The following is a 26,415-nucleotide window of genomic DNA, read 5'->3' as shown; positions in this document are numbered from 1 at the left end:
TTTTTTATTTCAGTTCTGCTCTAGACGAGTCTGGCCGGTATAACTCAATGGCGAACGGCAACGGCGACAAGAATAGCGCTGACCTTTAGTAACCAGGCTATGGCGTCGCGCAGTAAATGGGAATGGGCTGTCCTGACAGCCGCAACGATAAAGATAGACCGTGCGGGAAGGGCGTTCGATTTCATACGTATGGCAGCGGTTCGGCTCCAGGCCGTAAACGGCACGCATAATGTTCTGCCATTCTTCTCCGTGCGGCTTGATTCGCATACCAAACAATTGATGAGCGACTAGATGAGCTACTTCGTGTGCCACCGTTTGCTTAAGAAAGTGCTCCTGGTTGTTCCGATAAAGTGTCTCGTTAAAGCGCAGTAGGTTTTCATTCAAGTGGGCCACGCCTGCCCTCTGTCCGCGCAGGCGTAGGCTGACCTGTGCGCGGGTGAAGGGTCTTTTGAAATACTGTTCGGCCCGCTGAAAGCAAGCCTCGACTCGAGCTAAAAGGGCTTCAGCCATGCGCAAATCTCCTCGGCGGCACAATTATGAAACAAAGTGCCGGCAGGCCCAATGCTAGCCGCTGACTGGTCGTTCAAAAAGCGATCAAAAACTTTGTAATGTACCGCTGCGTGCATAATGACGCTTGAGTGCTTCCATGGCGCCATTCAGGGACTGCAATCGCTCCGTGCTGCCGCCACGGTCAGGATGATGAAGGCTGACCAGTTGACGATAGCGCTGACGAATCTCGCTATAGCTGGCTGACTTGTCCAGGTCGAATAGGGACAAGGCGTGTTTGATTTCATCACCTTCGTGATAGCGGGACCAAAAGCTCTCGAGAAGCGCTTCCACATCCTCCAGAGTGGTGCTGTTCAATTGATCGATATCCAAGTAATAACTGCGCAACGGGTCGGCAACAACCAGGCCGGGCTGGGCGCGGCGATAATCCTGAAGTTGGAGGCGCAGGGGGCTGATTTCGAGGTGTGCGCTGGCGTCAGCCCATAGCCGGTCACGTAAGATATACAGCGCATTGAAAACGGTAAAATGAGTGCGGAATAGAACCAACTTATCGAGCAGGGCTACTTGAGGTACATAGGGCGATTGTTCGGCTCGTAGCCGCTGGATTAGGTCATACTCTGACAGGCCGGCCGGCGCAGAGCGAAGCAGCCTATATACGTGCTCGATAAACGATTCGTTGGGTAGGGAAAGAGACGACGTCATAGTGCGCACCGCTCGACCGTTGATGCAGGGTGGGGTAGGGGAAAGCGTGCTTTATGCGTAAAATGATCCTTTTTTCGCATTTCCATATCTGGATTCATCCATGGGTACCCTTTCGGTCAATCAGAATAAGCTGCAGAAGCGTCTACGCCGCCTGGCAGGCGAGGCCATCGCCGATTTCAACATGATCGAGGATGGTGACAAAGTCATGGTCTGCCTGTCCGGGGGCAAAGATAGCTATACCATGCTCGACGTCCTGTTGTATTTGCAAAAGGTCGCACCGATCAAGTTTGAGATCGTGGCGGTCAATATGGACCAGAAGCAACCTGGCTTTCCAGAACATGTCCTGCCGGCGTATCTGGAATCTCTCGGAATTGCCTATCACGTCATCGAAAAAGATACGTACTCGATCGTCAAGGAAAAGATTCCTGAAGGCAAGACGACATGCTCGCTCTGCTCGCGCCTGCGTCGCGGTACGCTTTATACCTACGCGGATGAAATAGGGGCGACTAAGATGGCGCTCGGTCATCACCGCGACGATATCGTCGAGACGTTCTTCCTAAATCTGTTTTATGGCGGAACTCTTAAGGCCATGCCTCCTAAGTTGCTGGCCGATGATGGACGTAACGTTGTAATCCGCCCATTGGCCTACTGCAGCGAAAAGGACATCGAGGCGTACGCTGAGCTCAAGGCCTTCCCGATCATTCCTTGCAACTTGTGTGGCTCGCAGGAAAACCTGCAGCGTCAGGTCGTGAAGGAAATGTTACTAGAATGGGAGCGTAAGTCGCCCGGTCGCACCGAGATTATGTTCAGGGCTTTGCAAAATGTGGTCCCCTCCCAGTTAGCCGACCGAAATCTGTTTGACTTTGTGAATTTGCGTATTGACGAAGACGCGACGCCGCGTTTCCTTGATGTCATGAATCTGTGACTAGTTGTATGCCCATGCGCGATTATGCCTGGCTTCATGATTTCTGCCTCCAGCGCTTCGGCTCCAGCCAGGCGCTGGAGGCAGTTTTGCCGCGTCCAGCTGATGCGAAGGTATTGGCAGAGGTCGAGGATGATCGTTATCTGTCACTCCTGACGCGCCGGATTTTTCGTGCTGGGCTGAAGCACAGTCTGGTCGATTCTAAGTGGCCAGCTTTCGAGGAGGTATTTTTTGGGTTCGACCCTGAAAAGGTCGTGCTGATGGGCGGCGAGCGGTTAGAACGATTGATGCAGGACACCAGGATCATCCGGCATCTGGGAAAGCTAAAAAGCGTGCCGCATAATGCTCAGCTTATATTGGATATTCGCCAAGAATATAATCGCTTTGGCGTGTTCCTTGCCGAGTGGCCAGTCGACGATATTGTGGGGCTATGGCATCTGCTGAGTAAACGTGGCAATCAACTGGGTGGTCTCTCAGCGCCACGGTTTCTGCGTATGGCTGGCAAGGATACGTTTATTCCTACACAGGATGTTGTAGCGGCACTCAAGGCCCAAAAAATTTTAGACAAAGACCCGACCAGTCAGCGCGATCGAGCTGCAATGCAAGAAGCGTTTAATCAATGGCGACACGAAAGCGGGCGTCCGTTATGCCAGCTTTCCGTAATGCTGGCGCATACGGTAAATCACTGATGGATGCACGGCAGGTAGTTGCTCGCGAACTCAGCCGTGCACAGCGGATACTGATCATTACGGGCGCTGGGCTGTCGGCAGACTCGGGATTGCCAACCTATCGCGGTTTGAACGGGCTATACAACGGTTTGACCGAAGAGGGTATTCCTATTGAGTCAGCGCTTTCGGGGCCTATGCTGCGCAAGCGTCCAGAGGTTTGCTGGAAATACTTGGCGGAACTGGCACGCGGATGCCTCAACGCTGAGCCGAACGACGGGCATTATGCAATCGCTGCCTTGCAGCAACGTAAATCAGAGTGTTGGGTGCTGACTCAGAATATAGATGGCTTTCATCGGCGTAGCGGATCGCCGGTGGATCGTCTGATCGAAATTCATGGTGATCTGGCGCCTGTGTATTGCTCAGTTTGCGGCTATGGCGACGTCTCTTTTTCCAGGGTCCTGGCTTATCCATTACCGCCTCGGTGTGACCGCTGCGGTGGTATTTTACGGCCATCTGTTGTCTTGTTCGAAGAGGCTTTACCTGCCGAGGCGCTTGCTCGGTTGGTGCAGCAAATCAACTTAGGGTTTGATGCGATAGTGCTCGTCGGAACAACAGCCAGCTTCCCCTATATTGTCGAGCCCGTACTCCACACGCTCCAAAGCGGAGGTTTTGTCGCTGAAATAAATCCCGCTATGACTGATTTGAGTGCTGCTGTCACGATCAGGCTTCAAGAAAGGGCCGTAGACGTTTTGCCAATAGTTTTAAGTCACATATGTGATTAAAAAAACTTGCCAGCTGTGAAGCGAGTCGGCAAAGTGTCGCAACTTTTGGAATTTGACACGGTTGTGCCCATGCTACGGACTCGCTTAGCACCCCTCGTGCCCCTTAGTTTTATTTTCGTGTTGGCTGCTTGTGCGAATGCACCACACTCTTTTGATCAGGCCGGCCTGAGCGAATCAGTCATTAAAGACGCCTCGGTCCAGTCTGCATCCTCGCAGCAAGAGTCTGTTCAGCGGGACTCTAGATCGAGTCAGGGCGGTAATACTCATAAGGTGTTGGACTGGGAGCAGGAAGTAGGTTCTACCCCGCCCATGCCCGTACTGGCCGATAGCATTATCAGTCGTGCCGAAGAGCTTCTAGGAACGCCTTACCGGAGTGGTGGCAGCACTCTCAAAGGCTTTGATTGTAGTGGTTTTGTCAGCTACCTGTTCCGTGAAGAAGCCGGTATCCAGTTACCTCGTTCTACGCGGCAAATGATCAATCTCGATGTTCCGGTCGTAAGCAAAGCCGATCTGGAGCCGGGCGATATCTTGCTGTTCAACCATAACGGGCGTGGTCGAGTCAGTCATGCCGGTATCTATATGGGGGATGGTAAATTCATTCATTCATCAAGCCGTCGCAGTGGAGGCGTTCGAGTAGACAATCTGGATGACCGTTATTGGAAGGTCAGCTTTCTTGAAGGCAAGCGTATCTTGCATTGACGGCGCTTTGGGTCCGTCATGGTCGTAAGCGGGCTCGAATGCGGAGCGTAAAACCAAATGGATTGCCCTATGTCTGCTCTCATGCGTTTTGCTCTGATCGGTGTCGTAGCTCTCTTGACTGCATGCGTGGGGAATTCTCCGCCGGTCGTGTCGCCTCAGCCCGCCGCGCCCATGTCTGTACCGAATACCTATTCTCAAGCAGCAGACGATGTTCTGTTTCGGGCATTGGGGCTGGTAGGGACACCGTATCGTTACGGCGGCAACACGCCGGCGGGGGGGTTTGATTGCAGCGGTCTGATCAACTTTGTCTATCAAGATGTCATGGGTATTCGTCTTCCTCGTACGACCCATGACATGATCAACCTGAACACGCCATCCGTTGCGCGGGCATCTCTCCAGCCGGGCGATCTTGTGTTCTTTGCAACGGCAGGCGGCAAGCAAGTCAGTCATGCGGGTATTTATGTTGGAGAAGGGCGTTTCGTTCATGCGCCCAGCTCCGGTGGTACCGTCAGGCTTGATAGCCTCGACAGTCGCTATTGGCAAAAGGCTTACCTGAATGCCAAGCGTGTTTTGGTCACGTCGAATCTAGCTAGCAGCGCTCCTTAAGGCAGTCGGTCGGTAGGGTACGAACTCCTGTAAGTCCCGGGTATCTGAAAGGAAACCTGTTTTGTCTTGCCAGATGCCATGCCAGAAGCAATTCGTCTCCCGCCCCAGCCTGATACTTGTGAGCTATGTGGGCGGCAGACTCCTCTAACGCGGCATCACCTGATTCCTAAATCTCTTCATGACAAGCCCTACGTACAGAAGCGCTTTGGGCGTACGGAGCGGATTACGGCCACGCTGTGGATCTGTCGCCCTTGCCATAGCCATATTCATGCTACGTTCACTGAGAAGGAATTAGCGCTGGTATACAACAATCGGGAACGTTTGATGGAAGATGAACGCATTCGATTGTTCGTCGAATGGCTGTCACGCAAACCGGCTGGATTCGTACCGAAACGCTAGGACGCAGTACGCACCCAGCCAGCTTTAGTCAGTGGATTAGTTCACACTATAGCCACGGCCTGTCAAGCAGGCTGTCAGAGCGCGTCGATAATATTCGCTGCTTGTAACTGGAGGGGCCGTGTTGGCTGTAGCAGGGTCGAAGCCACTTTGGCTTACGGCCCATTTGTGGCACTCGTAGCGGTCCTGTCCCTGTTGTTCTACGGTTTGGCCGCGTGCGGGATAGGCAATGACATCATAGGTCTGGCTGCTTACCGTGGCAGGTACAGGCGGTGGCTGGACCACGACATAGCGCTGCTGATTAGCGTTCCAGGCGTAGTACGTACCAGCGGCCAAAAAGTAAAGGGTACTACCAATCCAGACCTCGCGGGCAAAATTAGGCAGTCCGTGTCCATGACGTGGGCCTGGGTTAAACGCAGGGCCATGGCCTGGACGGCCTTCTTTCCAGCCTGGGCCGCGAGGTGGCTCTGCCCAAGCCGTGCTGGATAGGCTCGTGGCTAACAAGATGATCGCTAGGCGTTTAATGGTTGAAATGCTCATTACCTTCTCCTTGACTTAACGTTCAAGTCTGTTCCGATATGAACATACCAATTTGAAGCAGGGGGTAGGTTTAGGTTGGGTAAAGACTGGGTAAATCTTATGCGTATGACGGGAGAATGACAGTCTAGTGCTTAGATATCAGAGCTATAGCAAATGATAAATTTAGTCATGGTAATACCAGCCTTACATGGTGCGCACGGAGTTCCGCTCGCTGTCATATCAGTGCTGGCTAAACATAGGTAATAGCATTATGGGTAGAAATAAAATAAGTACGCTTTTTTCAGGTATATAAGGTCGCTAGAAATCATAGGTGTTTACGAAGATGAGAAGTTTTGTTAGCCATTTAACCCTATCGGTCTTGTTATAAGGATAGAGTGATAGGTGGCCGGTAAATGATTACGTTTAAGCCGTGTTCGGGATAAAGAAAGGCAAGACAGGTTTAGCCTGAGGTATTCGGCAGGCTATGGATAAGGGTAGGTGTTTTTCCAGTCGGGCTTGCTTGGGAAGCAACTGAGTGACAGGCGGGGAGTTGCTTGACGATAAGCTATGTTCTTAAACCTTATTAAAGAATGTAGGGAATTTATCTTTTGAGATTTGATCTAAGGTCGGCTCCGGCTGTTTTGCTAGTCGGTCCTGGTATGCTTTATCGTAGTTATGTCATTGTGCAGCTGTCGTCTCGAAGGATGATTCGAGACAGAAAACATTAAAAATAGGACGACAGCCAATGGGGCTATGCCCATTCTTATGGCGGTTGCTATATAGCGCTTTGCCTGTGTTGTGGATGATGCTAACGAGTATGGCAGTCTGGGCGAATAATGGTTTCGCTACAGATGCACAGCGCGGTGAGTATTTGACGCGGGCTGGTAATTGCCAAAGCTGCCATACGCGAAAGGATGGTTTGCCCTTTGCGGGGGGGGTGCCGTTCAAGACACCTTTTGGGACCTTATACTCAAGCAACATCACGCCCGATAACCTTACCGGTATTGGTGCCTGGAGCGACGAACAGTTTCTGAGGGCAATGCACGAAGGTATCCGTCCTGACGGCCAGCACTTGTATCCTGCTTTTCCTTATACGGCTTACACGAAATTGTCTCGTAACGATGTGTTGGCCATTCGTGCCTATCTCCGCTCAAGGCCAGCTGTAACCTATCGGCCACCTGCTAATGACTTGCGGTTCCCTTATGATCAGCGCTGGTTGATCCAGGGGTGGAAGCTGGTGAACTTTCGAGAGGGACGGTTTAATAGAATCTCATCGGATGAGCAGGTCAATTGGGGGGCCTATCTGAGCGAGGCTCTAGGACACTGTGGTGAGTGTCATACGCCTCGTACTTGGAATCAGGGTCTCGACAAATCGAGGCATCTAGCTGGCGCTACTCAGCAAGGCTGGACGGCCTGGAATATTACGCCAGACGTACGTGGTATCGGTGCCTGGAGCGACGAAAAGCTGCTGGATTATCTGCGTAATGGCCATCGACGCGGTGAAGCCGTGGCTGGAGGGCCTATGGCTCAAGTGGTCAGCGATAGCCTGCGTTATTTAAAGGAAGAAGATCTTCAGGCCATTATCGCGTATTTACGTAGTCTGCCTGCTCAGCCAGGTGCTGTTCCGGCACGCTCGGAAATCAGCGGTGCGGCCAGTCGTGCGGAAGATGCCCCCGTCGAGAGGCTTTTCAATGCTCTATGTGAAAGCTGTCATCATCCAAGCGGAAATGGAATGGGGGGGGCATACCTTTATTCTTTCCCCAATTACTCAGCCGTCCGTGATCCCAAGGGTACTAATCTGATCCGCGTCATGCTCGAAGGGCTTCAGCGGCGTGGTGCTAATGATGAGGCATTCATGCCGGCGTATCGGGATGTTTTGAGTGATGCTCAGATTGCTGATCTGGCTACTTATATAGGTCGGCGATTCGGTGGACATACGACAACATTCACGCCTAGTGATGTTGCAGCACAGCGTGAAGAGTAAGGAGGGGGTGTGACCGTGCTTAGCCTGACAATAAATGGAATCACGCATAAGGTAGATGCTGACCCACAAATGCCTCTTCTTTACGTATTACGTAATATAGTGGGTATTACAAGTCCCAAGTTTGGTTGTGGATTGAGTGAGTGTGGTGCTTGTACCGTCCTGGTTGAGGGTAAGCCTGTACGTGCCTGCTGCGTGCCAGTCGTTTCGTTTTCAGGACAAGCTGTTACCACACTGGAAGGGCTTAGCACATCAGATGCGCCGCATCCCTTGCAGCAAGCCTTTATAGACGAGCAAGCGGTTCAATGCGGGTATTGTATTTCCGGCATGATCATGACTGCACATGCGCTGCTGATGACGAACCCCTCTCCTACCAGCGAGGAGATCAAGCTGGCTTTGATGGGTAACCTATGCGGTTGCGGGACTCATGTAAGAATCGTACGCGCTATTCAGCGAGCAGCAACGATGCTGCGTGCGGGACAGTCGACATGATTGATTGTCGACTGTCCCGCCGAAATTTCCTGCAAGGTTGCTCCGCTCTGATTGTGGGTTTTAGCCTTACGCGTTCTTTAGCCGCTCAAGTTCTAGCCCCTGACCTGCCTGTCGAAGCCGTACAAAAGACGCTTGATATTCATGCGCTCGATGCCTGGTTGGCCATTCGAGATGATGGTCGCATTGTTCTTTACAGTGGCAAGGTTGAATTGGGGACAGGCGTAAAAACCGCGTTGTGCCAGATAACGGCAGAGGAATTGTGTGTTTCATTCGAGACGGTGTCTCTGGTGCAGGGGGATACCTGGTTAACACCTAACCAAGGCATTACTGCTGGAAGCAAGACCATTCAGGTTGGCGGTGCTCAGATTCGTCGTGCGGCCGCCAGTGCTCGACAGTACCTTCTTGAAGAAGGGGCCCGCCGGATGGGGGTGGATCCTTCGGTACTGGACACGGTCGAAGGGCGGGTGATGTACCCAGGCGATTCCGCCGAGCGCTACGTTACCTATGCGGAGCTGGTGGCGGGCAGGTCCTTTGAACGCCCGGTGAACCCTCAGGTTGATGAGCGTGCTCCTGAAGCGTTTCGGGTAGTAGGTAAATCCTTACCACGGCTCGATATTCCTGCCAAAGTCTTTGGGCACTTTCAGTATATGCATGATATTCGTGTGCCCGGCATGATGCATGGCCGCGTAATTCGGCCCCCTATTACCGGAGCGAGCCGGTTGGATGGGCTTTCAATCGCACATATTGATGCCAGTCGCTTGCCTGCCGGAGCTCGTCTTATCTACGAAGGTAACTTCATTGGTGTAGTGGCCGAGGATGAATGGGTAGCGATGCAAGCGGCCGACGCGCTGCGCGTCACGTGGGGGTATACCTCCACTTTGCCTAATCCTGGTGACTTATATGACCGCCTGAAGTATATGGCCGAAAAGCCTGAGGTTCAGGTGGACCACGGTGATGCCGCTGGGCAGCTAGCACAGGCGGCACGCATCGTAGAGGCAGAGTATCGCTGGCCTTATCAAAATCATGATTCTATTGGCCCTTCTTGCGCGCTAGCTGATGTGCGTCAGGATGAGGCAACTATCTGGTCAGGTACGCAAGGTGTCTATGCCCTGCGCAGTGCCTTGGCAGATCTCTTGGAAATGCAGGAGTCCGCTGTTCATGTGATTTATACCCAGGCTTCCGGCTGCTATGGGCATAACGGAGCTGACGATGCGGCGGCTGATGCTGCCTGGCTATCCAAGCGTTGCGGACGTCCGGTACGGGTTCAATGGTCGCGTGCTGATGAGCATGGTTGGAATCCAAAAGGGCCTGCCATGATCATGCGTGTAAAGGGCGGGCTGAATGCAACAGGTGATCTAGTTGCTTGGCATTTTCAAAATTGGACGCCTACGCACCTAACGCGACCTAATGCTCGGACAGGGGCGGCGGGTCTACTGGCCGGACAGCTAATTCGCGGTGTGCCGCTCAAGGGCCAAAAGGGTGGCGGCAACCGCAATGCCCCGCTCAATTACACCCTTGTAAACTGTCGTGTCGAAACACATTGGATCAAGCCGCTCGACTCCCCCCTGCGGCCTTCCGCACTGCGAGGGCTCGGGGCTGTGGCAAATACCTTCGCCAATGAGTCCTTCATGGATGAAATGGCTTTCGCTGCCCATGTCGATCCGCTCGAATTTCGCTTGCGTTACTTGCAAGACGCTCGTGCTCGTGCCGTATTAACCGCTGTAGCCGAGCAGGCCCGCTGGGTTCCTCAGCCTGTACAGGCTAAAGCATGGTGTGGCGAGTCTACGCAAGGGCGAGGTCTCGCCTTTGTTCAATATGAAAATGAGAATGCCTATGTGGCCGTGATTGCCGATGTTGAGGTGAGCGAGGCCGGTATTCGAGTCCAGCGTGTCACGGTCGCCCATGATTGTGGATTGATCGTTAACCCCGACGGGGTCAAAAACCAGATTGAGGGAAACGTCATTCAGGCCACGGCTCGTGTGCTCAAGCAGGAAGTAACTTTCACGCCTACAGGGGTAACGAGTCTGGAATGGAATACTTGTCCGATTCTCAGCTTTCATGAAACGCCGGAAATCGACATTGTGCTGTTGGATCAGCCGAACCTGCCCTCAGTGGGAGCTGGCGAGGCGACATCTGCAGCGGTGCCGGCGGCAATCGCTAATGCCGTCTACAACGCTACGGGCCTTCGGCTGCGGCAGGTACCGCTGACTCGCCAGCGTCTGGCTGAGGCAAGGGAAAGGCTGGCCTAAGGGTTACTGCTGGCCGCCGGGGATGAGAACTTCGTGGCGTTCCGTTTCAAGTGCTTCCTTGTTCGAATGCCAGCTCAGCATGAACCGTTCAGCAACAACAAAGCATCCCTCAATGAAGTCCCAGCGCTCTACATCTACGCATTTATGGGCAGTATCTGTCAGGGTAAGGCGATTGAACGAGTTTGGTGCCGTTCCGCGGAGGCGGGACGAAAGGGTTGTGCCGGCCTGAACAATCCAGACTTCACGTGAAAGATCCGGATACTGATTTCGCAAGGGCAATACGTAGGGCAGATGGATATGTCCACCCATGACCAAATCCAGGCCGGCATCTGCCCAGATGGATAACGCTTCTTCAGCGCCGCCTTGCAGATTGCTTAAGTCCGACATTTCCATGGCACCAAACGGTTGGTGAGCAACTACGATGCGTAGTTTATGCGCGGGTGTACGGATAAGACGTTCTGCCACGCGCTCAACTTGCTTTGGCGTCACGGCGCCATCTTTGCGCCGTGTAGGATGGGTAGTGTTGAGGCCTATTATCAAAAGCTGATCGTTTTCGAAGAGCGGCTCCAGATTTTCCCCGAAATGCTGCTTGTAATTGGCATAAGGTGCAGTAAAGCGAGCAAATAGATTGTACAGGGGGATGTCATGGTTGCCGGGAATTACCAGGGTGGTAGGGATTCCATGGGATTCCAGACGCTGCACATAGGCTTGGCCTGCCTCGAATTGTGCCCGTCGAGCACGCTGGGTGATATCTCCAGAGAGCACTAGAATATCGGCGCCATGCTCCTGAACATGGTTTTCTAGGGCTTCTAGAACAAGTGGCTGTTCTGTGCCGAAGTGTGTGTCGGAGATGTGCAGAATGGTCGTAGTCATGGATGTCTTGTAGATCAGCTGTCAGGTTACGACCGCCAAGGACGAGGAATAATTCGATAAAGGCCGTCATGCTGTTGGTAAAGAGCGGAAGCCTAACAGAGCCGCTCCAGGGTTCCCAAGGTAGACGGTGCGGTATGGATTGGGCTAAAGCCTCTTCGGTGGCACCACAGGGGAAATTTGTGATGTAGTAAGTATGGTGTGTGCAATGAAAGTCTCAAAATTGAAGGCTCACATTGTTAACGCTTGTTGTCGGAGCAATAGGACGGTAATTCCTATAGTCTCATAACGCATTAATGTCCGGCCAAGCCTTATTCTGGGCTAGGCAATGTTTCATTATCCTGAACAGGCTATGTCTCGTCAGAGTTTGCAGTCGACTAGGTCAAGCAAAATTCGTCCGGCTTCAGATTATTGGAAAGACATGAGCTATGAGCCAAGCGTGGAAAATCGAGGTAGAAGGGCGCGCGCTCAATGAGGCCTTGCGGCGTGGTGTCCTAGCGTTGGGGTGGCCTAAATTGGGTGACTTGCGAGCCTATCCCGATACTGAATCCATCAAAAGCAAGCTTTCTGAATATTGTTCTCATCACCCTGAGTCATTGCTTGATCGCTGGGCTGGAGTCCTGAAGACGCTGAGCCATGACATCGAAGTAGGTGATGCGGTGGTAGTCTATGATCATGCCACCCGCCAGTACTGGCTAGGGCATGTGACCAGTAGTTATTGCTATGATCCCTTGGAGTGCGAGGAGTGGCCCAATCTACGTCAAGTCGAGTGGTATGCGCAGATTCCTCGGGCCAATTTGAGCGTTACTACACGAAATGCCTTGGGCGCCTTGCAAGGATGTGCTGTACGTAGCGACCTTTGGCAGCAGCTTGACGCCTTGAGCCGTGGCGATACGGACAATCGCGGTGGCGAAGAGGTCGAGACGTTGCTGCATGCTCGGCAGGACATGGAGCTTCAGGCCAAAGAGCTCATCGCCGATCGTATCGACCGCTTGGCTGAAGATCAGGTCATTCAGATCGTGGCTGGATTACTACGGGCGATGGGGTTTGTAACCAAGGCTGGCCGGTTATTCGAGCGAGGTCTCGATATCGAGGCTTCCCAGGATGGGCTGGGATTACGTCCGCCTTATATCAAGGTTGTCGTCAGGCATCGCAGGGGAATCATTGGCAGTGATGCGCTGCGCCATTTTTGTCAGCAATTGAAGATCGACGACAAAGGATTGTTTGTGAGTACCTGCGGCTTTAGCCAGGAGGCTTTGTATGAGTCAGAGCGAGCGGGTCCGCTACTGGCTCTAATGGACATGGACCAGTTGGTCGAGATGCTTCTGGTGCATTACGAAGCGCTTGACCTGGAAATCAAATCGCTGGTGCCATTAACACGGATTTATTGGCCTGCTGCCTGATGGATCTAGTGGTTACGTTCTAGGCTCGTATAGCTGAAGTATGCTTTACGAATCAGGCAGAACGTCACATTACATTTCTGCGGCGTGGTATTGCATGATGGTGAGGCCGTCCGCCATGTTCACACCGCGGCTCAGCTGACTGAGTCGCGGTGTGAACGATCAGCCTTTGCCCACTGGAAGGCTGATCATTGGCTTAATAGTGCCAGGCGTCGTACAGGTCGCTAGCCGTGGCGCTGGCTACTTCACTGCGTGCTTTGAGCCAGTCGGTCAATACCTGCCGGTCCTCTTCGCTAGGTGAGTGATAGCGCTTGGAGGCCATGATGGTGCCTTCGATCCAGGTCTCACCGAAACCGCCGACGTAATCCAGGTCGCGCGATTCGATAAAGTCGATAAAGGCTTCGAGGAACGCATCGAGTTCCGGGTCTTCGAGGGTCTGTTTGAAGTCAGCCTTGAGCTCAAATGCCAGTTCCTGGAATTCACCCAGATAAAGCTTTTTGCGCAGGCGGCGTTTCATACGGCTCAGGCGTGGATCGATAGCGGTGGTGTCGGACATGTAGGGAACCTGTTTCTGGATGAATCGAGGTCAGCCGTTTGCAGGGCGAGCGGCTGGAGAAGCGGTGCATTATCACTGCCTTATCCCAGCATGGCTATCAATTGTGACAATCAGGCGCAAGGCTGGATGTTCAATCAGGTTCGATCACGTTGACGCTCCGCAGGCTTGGCCGTAACCTGCGCCCCTGTTCGAGGTGCCTTGCGTTCCGACGTTGGACGTGGAATGACGAGGTGAAACAGGGAAGCCGGTAAAAGCCGGCGCTGCCCCCGCAACGGTAAGTGAGTGAAGACCACACGGGCCACTGGGTTGTTCGCCTGGGAAGGCGTGGTCGAGGAGCGATCCCCTCACGAGCCCGGAGACCGGCCTCGAGCGTTACACGGCAATGCGGAGGGCATTGATCGTCGCACGGTGCTTTATGGCGTCGTTCGTCGTGCCTTGTGTCTGACTTTCACAGTCGGATCCTTCCGTTCGCCTCAGTCCCTGCCTGAAGGAGAGCGTCATGAGCGATACCCCCGAAAATGTCGCAGCGACGAACGCCGAAGCGCGTAATGAGCGCCACCGCGAGCGCATGGTCCGCAAGAAAACTGTTATGGATGAGCGTATTGCTAATGCTCAGAGCGAACGTGGCCTGTTGCTGGTTAATACCGGAATCGGTAAAGGCAAGAGCAGTTCGGCCTTTGGCATGGTTGCTCGTGCATTGGGGCATGGGCTCAAGGTGGGCGTGGTGCAGTTCATTAAGGGGCGCGTCAGTACCGGGGAGCAATTGTTTTTCAAGCGTTTCCCTGAGGAAGTGCGCTATCACGTGATGGGTGAAGGCTTCACCTGGGAAACTCAAGACCGTCAACGAGATATTGAGACCGCAGGCAAGGCCTGGGAGGTGGCGGTGGAGCTGCTCAATGACCCGGGTATCGCCCTGGTCGTTCTGGATGAGCTTAATATTGCCTTCAAGCATGGTTACCTAGATGTTGACCAGATATTGGAGGATTTGCGTAACCGGCCTCTGACGCAGCACGTTGTGGTGACCGGGCGTGGCGCGCCACAGGCACTGATCGAAGCAGCTGATACCGTTAGTGATATGAGTCTGGTAAAGCATGCCTTCCAGAGCGGTATTCGCGCCCAGAAAGGAATCGAATTTTGAATGCGTCATTGGATCGTCATTGTCCAGCTCTGTTGATAGCCGCTCCGGCATCAGGACAAGGGAAAACCAGCGTGACGGCAGCGCTGGCCCGTTTGCATGTACGGCAAGGCCGTAAGGTTCGTGTTTTCAAGTGCGGACCAGATTTCCTCGACCCTATGATCCTTGCTCGAGCGAGCGGTGCGCCGGTCTACCAACTTGATTTATGGATGGTGGGCGAGGCGGAAAGTCGCCGGCTGCTCTGGGAGGCGGCTGGCGATGCGGATTTGATTATGATTGAAGGTGTGATGGGCCTGTTTGATGGGACGCCCTCCAGTGCGGACTTGGCTCGGCATTTTGGGGTGCCCGTTCTGGGGCTCATCGAAGCGACCGGCATGGCGCAGACGTTTGGGGCTCTGGCCTACGGCCTGGCTCACTATCAACCGGATCTGCCATTTGCGGGGGTTATGGCCAATCGGGGCTCCAGTGCACGGCAGACCGAATTGCTGAAAGCCAGCCTGCCGGAAGGTATGCGTTGGTATGGCGCTTTGCCGCGGCAGACGGCTATCGAACTGCCGAGCCGGCATCTGGGCCTGATCCAGGCCGATGAGCTGACTGATCTGGACATTCGACTGGATGCGGCAGCGGATGCCCTGGCGGCCAGTGCCGATACTTCGCTACCAGATCCGGTACTTTTCCAGGCGCCTGTTGTATCCGAGGCAGCCCCGCTTCTGGCTGATGTAAGAATTGGCGTAGCCCGCGATGCGGCACTGTCCTTCTTGTACCAGGCCAACCTCGATCTGTTGCGTGCCATGGGAGCCGAAGTGCGCTTCTTTTCAGTGCTCACGGATCATGTTCTCCCAGAGGTCGATAGCCTGTATCTGCCGGGCGGTTATCCAGAACTGCATTTGGAGACGCTTGCGGGCAATGAGCCTATGCAGGCCGCTATCAGGGCTCATCATGCTGCAGGCAAGCCCATTTTAGCCGAGTGCGGAGGTATGCTTTACCTGCTTGATGGTTTGATGGACAAGGCTGGCACGCGGGGCAACATGGTTGGTTTGTTGCCGGGCGAAGCGGTATTGCAGCCCCGGCTGACGGCCCTTGCGTTGCAAAGTGTCGCGTTCGAGGCGGGTACGCTGCGAGGGCATACCTATCATCATTCTTCCTTACAGTCCCCTTTGGAGCCGACCTGGCGAGGCGTCTGTCCTAATGGCAAGGCTACAGCGGAAGCTGTCTTCCAGCAGGGTAGGCTGACGGCTAGTTATATTCACTTCTATATGCCTTCCGCTCCAGAAGCGGCAGCAGCTCTGTTAAAACCATGAACAAACATGCCTTTAGTTCCGCCGAGCAGGCGGCTGTTTATCGCGTCATCGCGGAACGCCGTGACATGCGCCATTTCTGTGGCGGACATGTACCGGATGAGCAACTGCTGCGTTTGCTCAGCGCCGCTCATCATGCCCCTAGTGTAGGGTTGATGCAGCCGTGGCGTTTTATGCGCATTACAGACGGCGAATTGCGCACTGAGCTGCATCGTTTGGTCGAGGCCGAGCGGGTACGTACTGCCGAAGCCCTGGGTGAACGCAGCGATGAGTTCATGCGCCTCAAGGTCGAAGGCTTACGCGACTGCGCAGAGGTTTTGGTGGCCGCGCTCATGGAGGGCCGCGAGGCACATGTTTTTGGGCGTCGTACGCTGCCGGAGATGGATCTGGCCTCGCTTTCCTGTGCCATTCAAAATCTGTGGCTGGCAGCCCGGGCCGAAGGGCTTGGTATGGGGTGGGTCTCGCTGTTTGATCCTGTAGCGGTTGCCGATGTACTCGGCATGCCCACTGGAAGTCAGCCTGTAGCAATTCTATGCCTTGGCCCTGTCGAGCGGTTCTATGAGCAGCCTATGTTGGTCGAAGAAGGGTGGCGTACACCCCGATCGTTGGACGAGTTGGTCTACGAAAATCGCTGGGGGCAGGAGCGCACAACGCCATGAGTCTGGCCATTATGACGTGTCTGGGCGTGCTGCTGGACACACTGTTCGGTGAGCCCCGGCGCGCCCATCCATTAGTAGCGTTCGGGCGCTGGGCAAGTGCACTGGAGCGCCGGTTCAATCCGGGTGGCCGTGGGTGGCGTAGCCATGGGCTGACAGCCTGGTGCCTCGCGGTTTTGCCCTGGGTAATGGTGTCCGTCATGCTGGTTAACATCCCTTATCTGGGCTGGATGTTCGAAGCGCTGGCCTTGTATCTGGCGCTGGGCCTGAAAAGCCTGGGCGAGCATGCGACGCCGATTGCCCAGGCCTTGCGCCGCAATAATCTGGAGGTGGCGCGGCGGCGTGTCGGGTATATCGTAAGCCGTGAAACGTCTGATCTCGATGAGACGGCCGTGGCGCGTGCAGGTACCGAGTCGGTTCTGGAAAATGGCAGTGATGCCGTCTTTGCAGCGCTGTTCTGGTTTGCCCTGCTAGGGGCTCCAGGCGTGGTGTTGTATCGGCTTGCCAATACACTGGATGCCATGTGGGGATACCGTAACGAGCGCTTCGAGCGCTTTGGTTGGGCTGCTGCGCGGATAGATGATGTGCTGAACTATCTTCCAGCCCGGCTGGTGGCTTTGACGTATGCCCTATTAGGAAACTTCAGCGCGGCGATTCACTGCTGGCGAACCCAGGCGCCGTTATGGGATAGCCCGAATGCTGGTCCTGTCATGGCGGCAGGGGCCGGTGCGCTGGAAGTCCAGTTGGGTGGGCCGGCTCGTTATCAGGGTGAGCTGCATGATCGCCCCGTTCTAGGGCTTGGCCGTCTCCCCACGGCGCACAGTATCGATATGGCCCTGCTGATGGTGCGGCGAGGCGTTGTGCTCTGGGTTGTGCTGATCGTTATAGGAGGGCTGCTCAGTGCTTGAGCACGGTGGTCGCCTGCGTAAGGCTGCGCAACAGTATGGTATTCCCTTGGAACAATGGCTGGACCTTTCAACCGGTCTGGCGCCAACGCCATGGCCTATTCCTGAAATCCCCCTGTCGGCCTGGGCGCGGCTGCCCGAAGACGAGGATGGCCTGGAGGCTGCTGCACGTGAATATTATGGCGCCTTGTCACTATTACCCGTCGCCGGCTCGCAGGCGGCCATCCAGGCGTTACCTGCATTACGATTGCCAGGACGGGTTGGCCTCTTGACACCGTGTTATGCGGAACATGAACAGGCCTGGCGACGCCAGGGGCATCAAGTGGTTCCACTTCGAGACGATGAAGTTGACGTCGCATTGGATAGCCTGGATGCGCTTGTGCTGGTGAACCCTAACAACCCGACGGGCCGCCTGTTGACACCTGAAACGCTCATGGCGTGGCAGGCTCGGCTGGCGGAGCGGGGCGGCTGGCTTGTAGTGGACGAGGCCTTTATGGATCTCACGCCTGCATACAGTTTAAGTGCTTATGCCCATCGCCCAGGTCTGATTGTCCTGCGCTCCTTTGGCAAGTTCTTCGGATTAGCCGGAATCCGCCTGGGTTTCGTATTGGCACCAGATGCCTTGCTTGCTCGCCTCCAAAAGTTGCTCGGACCTTGGGCCGTCAGCGGGCCGGCCCGCGCCGTGGCACGAATGATTCTGCTGGATCAGAGCGGACATGCTTGGCAACGCGAGCAGCTTGAACAGGGCAGTCAAAGGCTTTCCGCACTGCTTCAGCGCTATGGTGTGATTCCAACGAGCGGATGTGGCCTATTCTGCTGGTGGCTGGATGAGGGAGCTGAAGCACTGCATAAGCATCTGGCTCAGCGAGCAATTCTAACCCGTTTATTCCCCGCACTATCGGGGCTGCGCTTTGGCTTGCCAAGCGCTGAGGCTGATTGGGCTCGACTTGAGCAGGCCCTGCATGGTTATAAGGACAGATCATGACAACCCTGATGGTACAAGGCACCACGTCTGATGCCGGTAAAAGCACATTGGTAGCGGCCCTGTGCCGCTGGCTGAAACGCAAGGGCGTGGCTGTGGCGCCCTTCAAACCGCAAAACATGGCGCTTAACAGTGCCGTGACAGCTGACCACGGCGAGATCGGTCGTGCACAGGCCGTTCAGGCGCAGGCCTGTGGAATCGAGCCGCACACGGACATGAACCCGGTCTTGCTCAAGCCCAATACTGATATCGGGGCGCAGGTCATCATTCACGGGCGCGCCGTGGCGACGATGGATGCCAAAACCTATCACGGCTACAAGCGCATCGCCCGGGAGGCTGTGTTGGCTTCTCATGCTCGCCTGGAAAATCAATACGATGTAGTGCTGGTAGAAGGTGCGGGATCTCCTGCGGAAATAAATCTGCGTGAGGGTGATATTGCGAACATGGGCTTCGCCGAAGGCGTCGATTGCCCGGTAATCCTAGTTGCTGATATTGACCGCGGTGGTGTTTTCGCTCATCTCGTCGGTACGCTTGAGCTACTTAGCGAAAGCGAGCAGGCGCGTGTCGCCGGTTTTGTCATCAATCGTTTTCGGGGGGATATCGCGTTACTCAAGCCCGGGCTGGATTGGCTTGAACAGCGTACGGGAAAACCGGTCTTGGGTGTCTTGCCGTATGTGCATGACCTGCATCTGGAGGCAGAGGATGCGGTCGACACGCGGCAAGCGGTCAAGCAGGGGCATGTGCTGAAAGTTGTCGTCCCGGTGTTTCGGCGTATCAGCAACCATACCGATTTCGACCCGCTTCGCCTTCATCCTCAGGTTGAGCTGGTGTTTGTTCGCCAGGGAGAGCCGTTACCAGCGGCTGACCTGATCATTCTGCCTGGCTCGAAAAGCGTACGAAGTGACCTGGCATTTCTTCAGGCGCAAGGATGGGACACAGCTATCCGGCGCCATTTGCGTTATGGCGGAAAACTTCTCGGCATCTGTGGCGGTTATCAGATGCTCGGCATGACGGTAAGCGATCCGCTCGGCCTCGAAGGAGAGCCGGGTACCAGTGTTGGCCTGGGATGGCTGGATATCCATACCACGCTTGCTGCGGAAAAGCAGTTGTGCAATGTCACAGGGCGGTTCCGCTTGTCAGGGTTGCCTGTCAGTGGTTATGAGATACATGCAGGCGTGACCGAAGGTGTTGCGCTCGAGCAGCCCTTGATCATGCTGGATGACGGCCGAAGTGATGGCGTCTGTAGTGCTGATGGACAGGTCATGGGCACCTACCTGCACGGTTTATTTGAATCGCCAGAGGCCTGTATAACGTTGTTGCGTTGGGCAGGGCTGGAACAGGTCGAGCGGGTCGACTATCGCGCCTTGCGCGAGCGTGATTTAGAGCGACTGGCTGACTTGATCGAGCAGCACCTTGATACAGCGCGTCTGAAACAACTATGTGGAGTGCCTTTATGCGAGAGTTGATCCTGGGCGGCGCCCGCTCAGGTAAGAGCCGACTGGCCGAGCGGCTGGCCAGTGAGTCGGGTCTTGCGGTGACCTATATCGCTACGGGGCAGGCCTATGATGACGAGATGCGGGCCCGAATAGCGCTGCATGCCGGGCGGCGGCCAGCCCAGTGGGGGTTGGTGGAGGAACCTGTGTGTCTGGCTGGAACGCTAGAGACCCTGGCGTCTCCTGAGCGCTGCCTGTTGGTCGATTGCCTTACCTTGTGGCTGACCAATTTGCTCATGCTCGACGATGCCGAGCGATTTTCCCGAGAGCGCGAGGCGCTACTCCACTGCCTGCCTGCGCTACCGGGGCGGATTATTCTGGTCAGTAACGAAACCGGCTTGGGTGTTGTACCGATGGGCGAGTTGACTCGCCGTTATGTCGACGAAGCCGGTTGGTTACATCAAGCCCTGGCTGAGCGCTGTGAACATGTCGTGCTAACCGTGGCGGGTCTGCCAATGACGCTCAAAGGAGCTTGATAATGCTGCAGTACTGGTGGCAGTCCGTCTGCCAACCCCTGGATGAAGAGGCGCGTGCGCGCGCCGCAGCCCGACAGGCGCAACTGACCAAGCCGCGTGGCGCCTTGGGGCGGCTTGAAGAAGTAGCGATTGACCTGGCAGCCCTGCAGGGCTGCGAACTTCCTACGCTAGAGCGCATATCGATCAGTGTGTTTGCAGGCGACCATGGAGTGGTCGAAGAAGGTATTTCGGCCTATCCGCAGGCGGTAACGGGCGAAATGTTACGCAATTTTGTCCGCGGTGGCGCTGCGATCAGCGTGCTCTCACGAAGCCTGCAGGCGCCGTTGGAAGTCATCAATCTGGGTACGGTCGAGCCGCTCGAAGCGCTAAATGGCGTTACGTTCTTGCCGCTGGGACCTGGGACCGCGAACTTTACAGTCGAGCCCGCTATGACAGTCGCACAATGCGAAGCCGCCTTGCTGGCAGGGCGAGACAGCATTCAACGTGCTCGCACAAATGGCGTTCAGCTATTCATCGGCGGTGAAATGGGCATTGGAAACACTACCTCTGCGAGCGCCATGGCGTGTGCCTTGCTAAACGTTTCGCCGGTGAGCATGGCAGGGCCGGGTACTGGCCTCGATCGTGACGGCGTAGCCTTGAAGGTTGCCGTTATTCAGCGTGGTCTGCTACGACATGGCGAAGCCTTAAGCAGTCCGCTGGAAGTTTTACGTCGCCTGGGGGGCTTTGAGATTGCCGCACTGACTGGAGCTTACTTGGCATGTATGCAGGAAGGTATTCCCGTTCTGGTCGACGGCTTTATCTGCTCGGTAGCAGCCCTGTGCGCTGTGCGATTGAACCCGGAGGGTCGCTCCTGGTTACTCTTTTCACATCGCGGCGCCGAGCCGGGCCATGCCGCCATACTAAGCGCATTGGATGCACGCCCGCTGCTTGACTTGGGACTACGGCTGGGTGAGGGAAGCGGTGCTGCCGTAGCGGTTCCGCTGTTGCGGCTGGCTTGCGACCTGCATCAAGGCATGGCGACCTTTGCCGAGGCCAGCGTCACGGATCGGCTGGAATGACATTTTTCTTGTTGCGACATGGCGAAACGGAAGGGCCGGGAGGCTTTCGAGGTCGACTGGATCCCAGGCTTACCCCAAAAGGGCTGGCCCAGATGCATGCTGCCATTGCAGGTGAGCCAGCGTGGGAACTTGTCGTCAGTTCACCTTTGCAGCGTTGCCTGCTGTTTGCGCAGTCCATAGCCGACGCTGACCGAACCAACTGTCTGGTTGAGCCGGGTTTGCGAGAGTTAGACTTCGGTGACTGGGAAGGGCATACGGCTGCTGAGTTGATAGAGGATCAGGCAGAGGCGTTAGGTCTTTTCTGGGCGGATCCTTATACCTACACGCCGCCTAACGGAGAGCCTGTTGCAGCCTTTGAGGCACGGGTTCTCGCAGCTATGCGCGCACTGGTAAGTGATTATTCCAGAAGTCGAACTTTAATCGTCACGCATGGAGGAGTCATTCGGCTACTGTTGGCTCGCCAGCAGGGGTTGCCTCGGCATGCCTTGCTGCAGGTTGAGGCCGCATATGGCAGTTTACATGCCTTTGACCCGCATGCGCTGGGTCTTTGATGATGCTGCCCTTTCTCATTGCTCTGCAGTTCCTAACCCGAATTCCGGTGCGCCTGCCTGGTATGCCTCGACCTGAGCAGATGGGGCAGTCCTTGTTATGGTATCCCGCCGTAGGGCTGCTTATTGGCATGCTGCTCTGGAGTATTCGTGAGCTGGTGGAAGCCAGTTCATTCTTGTTACAGGCTGCGCTCATTTTGGCGGCGTGGGTGCTGGTAACCGGAGCGCTTCATCTGGACGGTCTGGCAGACACAGCCGATGCGTGGGTAGGTGGCTTTGGTGACCGAGAGCGCACGTTGGCCATCATGAAGGACCCGCGGTCCGGCCCCGTCGGTGTAGTGACAATAGTTGTGGTGCTCCTGCTCAAATTTGCGGCACTCACTGCGCTGCTGGAATCGGGGCAGCTAGGCGCACTCGTGCTGGCACCCTGGTTGGCGCGTATCGCCTTGCCAGCGATTCTGCTAAGCACCCGTTACGTAAGGGCGGGAGGGCTAGGGCAAACGTTGGTAGACCATATGCCGCGCTGGCGCCTGGGTATTACGTTGAGCGCTTATGGCTTTGTCGCATTATTTGTTCTGCCAGGTGCTCTTTCGGCAGTGATCTGTGCCGCGCTGATTTTCTGGACATTACGGCGGCAATTCAAAAGGCGGTTGGGCGGCATTACGGGCGATACAGCCGGAACGCTAGTCGAGCTGACCGAATGCGCCATTCTGGTGACGCTGGCATTGCATGCCTAAATGAAAACGCCGCCCAAAGGCGGCGTTGTTAGCCAGCATCCACATTAGAAACGATAGCTCAGCTGTGCCGCAATGCCGTGAGCACTGTTCTTGACGTTAGCGTTGTAGGCAGGTTGCAAGGTATTACCTTCCCGATTAATCGACGATTCGCTTTCCCACAGGTAGGCATAAGCAACATCGACGGTCATGTCAGGTGTGGGCGACCAACCGGCTCCGATCGAAACAGTCTTCCGGTTTCCGACGGGAATACGTACGTTGCGGTATTCGTTATCGGTCGGTGACGGATCAAGGGCAAAACCGGTACGCAACACCCACTGCGGGTTCAGTTGATAAGCCGCTCCGATGGCATAGGACCAGGTATCGTGCCACTGGAGTTCCTCGTCCACCGTACCTGTCACATTACCTAATCCGGGTATGGTTGGCGTACCAGAGTTCTCGACGACGATCGCTTCCAGGCGACTCCAGCGAGTCCAGGTTGCTCCACCGTAGAGTGTCCACCGGTCGTCCAGCTTGTAGGTAAAGGACGCATCCAAGGATTCTGGTGTCGTTAGATCCAGCGAAGCGTCATAACTGCCGTTGAGCGGGCTTATAAGAGAGTTCACTACCGGTGATGCACTGGAAACGCCAGTGACCTTGGTATGACCTTCCAGTTCGTACTTGACCTTGGAGTGATACGTAACACCTACAGCTAACTGATCCGTTACGTCCGCCAATACACCTATATTGTAGCCAACCGCAACATCATCCCCCTTGATGTTCAGCTTGGCATCGCCACCGCCCAAGGCAGCCAGCGACAGGTTATTGGTCAGCTTGCCTTCGATCCGGTTGAAGGTGGGGCCGAAACCAATAGACACCTTATCGTTGATCTTATAGCTCAGGGTAGGCTGTACGGTAATGACCTCGACCTTGCTGTAAAGGCCATGGTAGCGGCCCTGAAAGCTTTTCTCGTAATCACTGATCACGGCGTAAGGAACATAAATCCCCAAACCAAAATGCCAATCCTCATTCAGGGGTGTGACCACATAGCCGAATGGAATGGCAGAAGTCGGAACCATGTCCCCTTTATTGGTTCCAGTGGCACTGCTTTGTGCGTCGCTATAGTCCGTGCTGGCATCGATAACGGCGACACCGCCAGTGACCTCAGTACGTTCAAGCTTAGACATACCTGCCGGGTTACCAAAGACCGTCGAGGCGTCCAGGGCCGAAGAGGAGCGTCCGGCAAAGGAGGTACCCATGCCGCTGGCACTTTGTTCGTTGATGGCGATGCCGTTGGCAAGGCTAAGGCTGGAATAGCTGGCGATAGCCAGCGCTATTGCTGATTTCAACCCTATTGTTTTCATTGTTAGCGCAACTCCAGAAGATGACGCGGGCGGAAACTATCAGAATGGGAAGTGCTTTTCCAAGCACCGTCCATAAGCTAGACGCTCACTAATGCTTTTAACAGGCTCAAAGGCTTTATTCAAAAAAGACTACTGAGTCACGCTTAGGCCACTTGGTTCCAGGCTTCGCTGCAATGTCGCCAAGCGGTAAGAAAGTCCTGTAGCCGCCCCTGGGAATTAAAAACCCTGCGCCACAAACGGGCTTGACCTTGTCGGTCTGCTGGAGAAGGGAGGGGAAGACCGGACTCCTCGATCAAGAGCCAGGCGATTGCCGTCGCGTAACGTAAGTTGACGGTAAGCTCCAGATGAGGAGCACCAAAAAAAGCATGCTGGCTGGCCAGCCCGCGTACTAGGCTGGCTCGCTCTGGATCATGAGCCAGATAGGCATCCCAGAGAGCAGCGTGGCGCTCGGCCGTGATGCGATAGATACCATGATGCTCCTGATTTTCCAGGGTCGCTCCCAGGGCGGACTGCGTAGCTGCCGTAGCCAGCAGCATCATTTCGGCGGCTGGGGAGTAGCGATCCAGGTAGACAAGCGTTGGACGAATGACATACTGGCTTAATTCGCATGCAGCGATTCCCATGGCTACCTCATCACTAACGCGTTGATCCGGGTAGTCCGGATGATTTGCCGATAGGTATTGTCTTTTCGTAGCCCTGACTTCACATGACCTTAGGCTCTTAACTTCAAGTTTAGTCTTAACATTGGCACCTAACTTACGGTTTTTAGAAGATTTTGAAGTTTTCATCCGTGTTGATATATCGCTTCATGATGGTGCATTCACCTTTTTGAGCGTCGAGATGGTTACCCTGCTCCTTGAAAAAATGAGGGTTTATGCATGGTAAGACAGCGGAGCGGATTAAAGGTGGCATATAGCCGCGCCTGCGTTAATGCTTCTTCAAGCGGCCAGGGCGGATATACTTCCGGTATTAGTTCTGGAGGTTTTACGTGACCCTCGCAATACAATGGATCAAAGACAACGAAAGCCTGGCTCGTCATTGCGCTCATTGGCGGACCTGCCCCTTTGTTGTGCTCGACACCGAATTCATGCGGGTCGACACGTTCTATCCCATTGCTGGACTTGTTCAGGTGGGCGACGGAGAGGCTAGCTATCTGATTGACCCGCTGACCATCGATGATTGGCAGCCCTTCGTCGAGGTGCTTGAGGCGCAGGCCGTAGTCAAGGTTTTACATGCCTGCAGTGAAGATCTAGAGGTCTTCTTACAACTGACAGGTAGCCTGCCGGTGCCGTTGTTCGATACACAACTGGCAGCGGCCTACCTGGGCATGGGGCATTCAATGGGATACTCGCGACTGGTACACGAGGTCCTGAATATTGCCTTGCCCAAGGACGAGACGCGTTCCGACTGGCTACAGCGTCCCCTGACGGAGCTGCAAGAGCGCTATGCCGCTGCGGATGTAGAGCACCTTGCAGAGCTGTATCAGGTTCTGTCGGCGCGACTGGATCCCTCCAAGCGGGCTTGGTTGCTGGAGGATGGAGCAGAGCTGGTTGCGCATTTGCGTCAGGATTCTGATCCCTCTTTGGCGTACCAGGACGTCAAGCTAGGTTGGCGGTTATCGCGTCAGCAATTGGCGGTGCTGCGGGAAATCTGTGCCTGGCGTGAGCAAGAGGCTCGTCGTAGCAACCAGCCGCGTAACCGGATCGTACGTGAGCGGTCCTTGTGGCCGCTGGCCCGCTTACAGCCTACCGATAAAGCCGCGCTGGCTCAGATCGAAGACATGCATCCGCGAACAGTCCGCCAGTATGGCGACGTGCTTATCCAATTGATTGCCGATGCGGCCAAAGTACCGCCTGAATATTGGCCTGAGCGTTTGCCAGAGCCACTGCCCCCTGAGATTTCTCCTATTCTCAAGGATCTGCGCTTGATTGGGCATAATGAAGCGGAGCGCTTGAATATGTCACCTGAACTGATGCTGCGCAAAAAGGTGCTAGAGGCTCTAATCAAAAGTGGTTGGCCCGACGGTGAGTATGTATTACCCGATACATTACGCGGCTGGCGGCGTGAGTTGATGGGGCAAGCCCTGCTGGATCGCTTGGCCTTACTACGTGCCTGACCAGTTTAATCCGGAGTACTCATGAAGCGAATTTGTTCAATTTATAAAAGCCCGCGTAAAAACGGGATGTACCTTTATGTTGAAAAGCGAGATGGCCTAACCCGTGTTCCTGAGGCTCTCTTAACGGCGTTTGGCGCGCCGCAGCTGGCTTTTGAGTTCATTTTGACTCCTGAGCGTCGTCTGGAGCGGGAGGACACCGAAAAGGTATTGGCTAATCTGGAAAAGCAGGGATATCACCTGCAAATGCCGCCGCCGGAAGAGGACTATATCGAGCACTTGCCAGAGCATCTGCTACGCATGAACGATCCCGTTTAATCAGGGT

The 26,415-nt window shown here is 55.0% G+C and carries 29 protein-coding genes and 1 riboswitch; of the genes, 22 read left to right on the top strand and 7 right to left on the bottom strand.

From position 1 onward, the window contains the following. Positions 1–9: 9 nt before the first annotated feature. Complete coding sequence (locus IQ22_RS11620; RefSeq protein ID WP_145141920.1) at positions 10–510, bottom strand: SprT family zinc-dependent metalloprotease; 501 nt, start codon at positions 508–510, stop codon at positions 10–12. 84 nt (positions 511–594) lie between these two features. Beyond that, entirely contained in the window at positions 595–1,209 is a 615-nt protein-coding gene (locus IQ22_RS11615) for a DNA-J related domain-containing protein (protein ID WP_145141918.1), read from the bottom strand. A gap of 100 nt (positions 1,210–1,309) precedes the next feature. Between IQ22_RS11615 and ttcA the strand changes: the two genes are divergently transcribed. From ttcA to IQ22_RS11585, 6 genes are all read left to right on the top strand, one after another. Next, positions 1,310–2,134, top strand: coding sequence for a tRNA 2-thiocytidine(32) synthetase TtcA (gene ttcA / locus IQ22_RS11610; protein WP_145141916.1), 825 nt, complete (start codon positions 1,310–1,312; stop codon positions 2,132–2,134). A 14-nt stretch (positions 2,135–2,148) separates the two neighbouring features. Continuing rightward, positions 2,149–2,820 carry a DNA-3-methyladenine glycosylase I gene (locus IQ22_RS11605; protein ID WP_145142226.1) on the top strand — a complete coding sequence of 224 codons (672 nt, stop codon included), beginning with the start codon at positions 2,149–2,151 and terminating at the stop codon, positions 2,818–2,820. After that, positions 2,820–3,581 (top strand): NAD-dependent protein deacylase, encoded by a 762-nt coding sequence (locus tag IQ22_RS11600; RefSeq protein WP_145142224.1) that lies wholly within the window; start codon positions 2,820–2,822, stop codon positions 3,579–3,581. Before IQ22_RS11605 ends, IQ22_RS11600 begins: the two co-directional genes overlap by 1 nt. Positions 3,582–3,677: 96 nt before the next feature. Continuing rightward, positions 3,678–4,280 carry a C40 family peptidase gene (locus IQ22_RS11595; RefSeq protein WP_425298857.1) on the top strand — a complete coding sequence of 201 codons (603 nt, stop codon included), beginning with the start codon at positions 3,678–3,680 and terminating at the stop codon, positions 4,278–4,280. A gap of 69 nt (positions 4,281–4,349) precedes the next feature. Beyond that, complete coding sequence (locus IQ22_RS11590) at positions 4,350–4,886, top strand: C40 family peptidase (protein WP_145141913.1); 537 nt, start codon at positions 4,350–4,352, stop codon at positions 4,884–4,886. Positions 4,887–4,964: 78 nt separating this feature from the next. After that, positions 4,965–5,285 (top strand): hypothetical protein, encoded by a 321-nt coding sequence (locus IQ22_RS11585; protein WP_145141911.1) that lies wholly within the window; start codon positions 4,965–4,967, stop codon positions 5,283–5,285. A 36-nt stretch (positions 5,286–5,321) separates the two neighbouring features. Here the strand turns inward: IQ22_RS11585 and IQ22_RS11580 are convergent, their stop codons facing one another. Further along, positions 5,322–5,822, bottom strand: a complete 501-nt coding sequence (locus IQ22_RS11580; protein ID WP_145141909.1) for a hypothetical protein — start codon at positions 5,820–5,822, stop codon at positions 5,322–5,324. A 796-nt stretch (positions 5,823–6,618) separates the two neighbouring features. Here IQ22_RS11580 and IQ22_RS11575 point away from each other — a divergent pair. Genes IQ22_RS11575 through IQ22_RS11565 form a run of 3 tightly spaced genes read left to right on the top strand, consistent with a single transcriptional unit; the run spans position 6,619 to position 10,523 of the window. Beyond that, positions 6,619–7,785, top strand: a complete 1,167-nt coding sequence (locus IQ22_RS11575) for a c-type cytochrome (protein ID WP_145141907.1) — start codon at positions 6,619–6,621, stop codon at positions 7,783–7,785. A gap of 9 nt (positions 7,786–7,794) precedes the next feature. Beyond that, on the top strand, positions 7,795–8,274 hold the full coding sequence (locus tag IQ22_RS11570) for a (2Fe-2S)-binding protein (protein ID WP_145141905.1): 480 nt from the start codon (positions 7,795–7,797) through the stop codon (positions 8,272–8,274). After that, complete coding sequence (locus IQ22_RS11565) at positions 8,271–10,523, top strand: xanthine dehydrogenase family protein molybdopterin-binding subunit (protein WP_145141904.1); 2,253 nt, start codon at positions 8,271–8,273, stop codon at positions 10,521–10,523. Before IQ22_RS11570 ends, IQ22_RS11565 begins: the two co-directional genes overlap by 4 nt. A gap of 3 nt (positions 10,524–10,526) precedes the next feature. On the opposite strand, the gene IQ22_RS11560 is transcribed toward IQ22_RS11565, so the two are convergent. Then, on the bottom strand, positions 10,527–11,396 hold the full coding sequence (locus IQ22_RS11560) for a metallophosphoesterase family protein (RefSeq protein ID WP_145141902.1): 870 nt from the start codon (positions 11,394–11,396) through the stop codon (positions 10,527–10,529). Between the two features lie 425 nt (positions 11,397–11,821). Between IQ22_RS11560 and IQ22_RS11555 the strand changes: the two genes are divergently transcribed. Beyond that, a complete protein-coding gene (locus IQ22_RS11555; RefSeq protein WP_145141900.1) occupies positions 11,822–12,796 on the top strand; it encodes a restriction endonuclease in 975 nt (324 codons plus the stop codon). Between the two features lie 193 nt (positions 12,797–12,989). On the opposite strand, the gene IQ22_RS11550 is transcribed toward IQ22_RS11555, so the two are convergent. Further along, positions 12,990–13,349, bottom strand: a complete 360-nt coding sequence (locus IQ22_RS11550) for a YggL 50S ribosome-binding family protein (protein WP_145141898.1) — start codon at positions 13,347–13,349, stop codon at positions 12,990–12,992. Between the two features lie 174 nt (positions 13,350–13,523). Next, positions 13,524–13,731, top strand: a riboswitch (cobalamin riboswitch). A 117-nt stretch (positions 13,732–13,848) separates the two neighbouring features. On the opposite strand from IQ22_RS11550, the gene cobO reads away from it, so the two are divergent. Genes cobO through IQ22_RS11500 form a run of 10 tightly spaced genes read left to right on the top strand, consistent with a single transcriptional unit; the run spans position 13,849 to position 22,637 of the window. Beyond that, positions 13,849–14,487: a cob(I)yrinic acid a,c-diamide adenosyltransferase gene (gene cobO, locus IQ22_RS11545; RefSeq protein WP_145141896.1), complete on the top strand. Its 639-nt coding sequence runs from the start codon at positions 13,849–13,851 to the stop codon at positions 14,485–14,487. After that, on the top strand, positions 14,484–15,785 hold the full coding sequence (locus tag IQ22_RS11540) for a cobyrinic acid a,c-diamide synthase CobB (protein ID WP_145141895.1): 1,302 nt from the start codon (positions 14,484–14,486) through the stop codon (positions 15,783–15,785). The genes cobO and IQ22_RS11540 overlap by 4 nt, the downstream gene beginning before the upstream one ends. Next, positions 15,782–16,441, top strand: a complete 660-nt coding sequence (bluB, locus tag IQ22_RS11535; RefSeq protein WP_145141893.1) for a 5,6-dimethylbenzimidazole synthase — start codon at positions 15,782–15,784, stop codon at positions 16,439–16,441. Before IQ22_RS11540 ends, bluB begins: the two co-directional genes overlap by 4 nt. Then, positions 16,438–17,346 carry an adenosylcobinamide-phosphate synthase CbiB gene (cbiB, locus tag IQ22_RS11530; protein ID WP_145141891.1) on the top strand — a complete coding sequence of 303 codons (909 nt, stop codon included), beginning with the start codon at positions 16,438–16,440 and terminating at the stop codon, positions 17,344–17,346. Before bluB ends, cbiB begins: the two co-directional genes overlap by 4 nt. Next, positions 17,339–18,328 (top strand): threonine-phosphate decarboxylase CobD, encoded by a 990-nt coding sequence (cobD, locus tag IQ22_RS11525; RefSeq protein ID WP_145141889.1) that lies wholly within the window; start codon positions 17,339–17,341, stop codon positions 18,326–18,328. Before cbiB ends, cobD begins: the two co-directional genes overlap by 8 nt. Next, positions 18,325–19,791, top strand: a complete 1,467-nt coding sequence (locus tag IQ22_RS11520; protein WP_145141887.1) for a cobyric acid synthase — start codon at positions 18,325–18,327, stop codon at positions 19,789–19,791. Before cobD ends, IQ22_RS11520 begins: the two co-directional genes overlap by 4 nt. Beyond that, complete coding sequence (gene cobU / locus IQ22_RS11515; RefSeq protein WP_145141885.1) at positions 19,779–20,294, top strand: bifunctional adenosylcobinamide kinase/adenosylcobinamide-phosphate guanylyltransferase; 516 nt, start codon at positions 19,779–19,781, stop codon at positions 20,292–20,294. Before IQ22_RS11520 ends, cobU begins: the two co-directional genes overlap by 13 nt. Before the next feature lie 2 nt (positions 20,295–20,296). After that, entirely contained in the window at positions 20,297–21,352 is a 1,056-nt protein-coding gene (cobT, locus tag IQ22_RS11510) for a nicotinate-nucleotide--dimethylbenzimidazole phosphoribosyltransferase (protein ID WP_145141883.1), read from the top strand. Next, complete coding sequence (locus IQ22_RS11505) at positions 21,349–21,903, top strand: histidine phosphatase family protein (RefSeq protein WP_145141880.1); 555 nt, start codon at positions 21,349–21,351, stop codon at positions 21,901–21,903. Before cobT ends, IQ22_RS11505 begins: the two co-directional genes overlap by 4 nt. 2 nt (positions 21,904–21,905) lie before the next feature. Continuing rightward, a complete protein-coding gene (locus IQ22_RS11500; RefSeq protein ID WP_145142219.1) occupies positions 21,906–22,637 on the top strand; it encodes an adenosylcobinamide-GDP ribazoletransferase in 732 nt (243 codons plus the stop codon). Positions 22,638–22,681: 44 nt separating this feature from the next. On the opposite strand, the gene IQ22_RS11495 is transcribed toward IQ22_RS11500, so the two are convergent. Together IQ22_RS11495 and IQ22_RS11490 are read right to left on the bottom strand one after the other, a co-directional pair. Further along, on the bottom strand, positions 22,682–23,977 hold the full coding sequence (locus tag IQ22_RS11495) for an OmpP1/FadL family transporter (protein ID WP_145141878.1): 1,296 nt from the start codon (positions 23,975–23,977) through the stop codon (positions 22,682–22,684). Between the two features lie 143 nt (positions 23,978–24,120). Continuing rightward, positions 24,121–24,600, bottom strand: coding sequence for a hypothetical protein (locus IQ22_RS11490; RefSeq protein WP_145141875.1), 480 nt, complete (start codon positions 24,598–24,600; stop codon positions 24,121–24,123). 365 nt (positions 24,601–24,965) lie between these two features. Between IQ22_RS11490 and rnd the strand changes: the two genes are divergently transcribed. Both rnd and IQ22_RS11480 read left to right on the top strand, forming a co-directional pair. After that, a complete protein-coding gene (rnd, locus tag IQ22_RS11485; RefSeq protein ID WP_145141873.1) occupies positions 24,966–26,093 on the top strand; it encodes a ribonuclease D in 1,128 nt (375 codons plus the stop codon). Between the two features lie 21 nt (positions 26,094–26,114). Further along, entirely contained in the window at positions 26,115–26,408 is a 294-nt protein-coding gene (locus IQ22_RS11480) for a YcgL domain-containing protein (RefSeq protein WP_145141871.1), read from the top strand. Positions 26,409–26,415 lie beyond the last annotated feature (7 nt).

This window comes from Pseudomonas duriflava (assembly GCF_007830155.1).
Taxonomy (GTDB): domain Bacteria; phylum Pseudomonadota; class Gammaproteobacteria; order Pseudomonadales; family Pseudomonadaceae; genus Chryseomonas; species Chryseomonas duriflava.
Note: the sequence above shows the minus strand (reverse complement) of the source record. Positions and strands in the feature narration are given on the sequence as shown.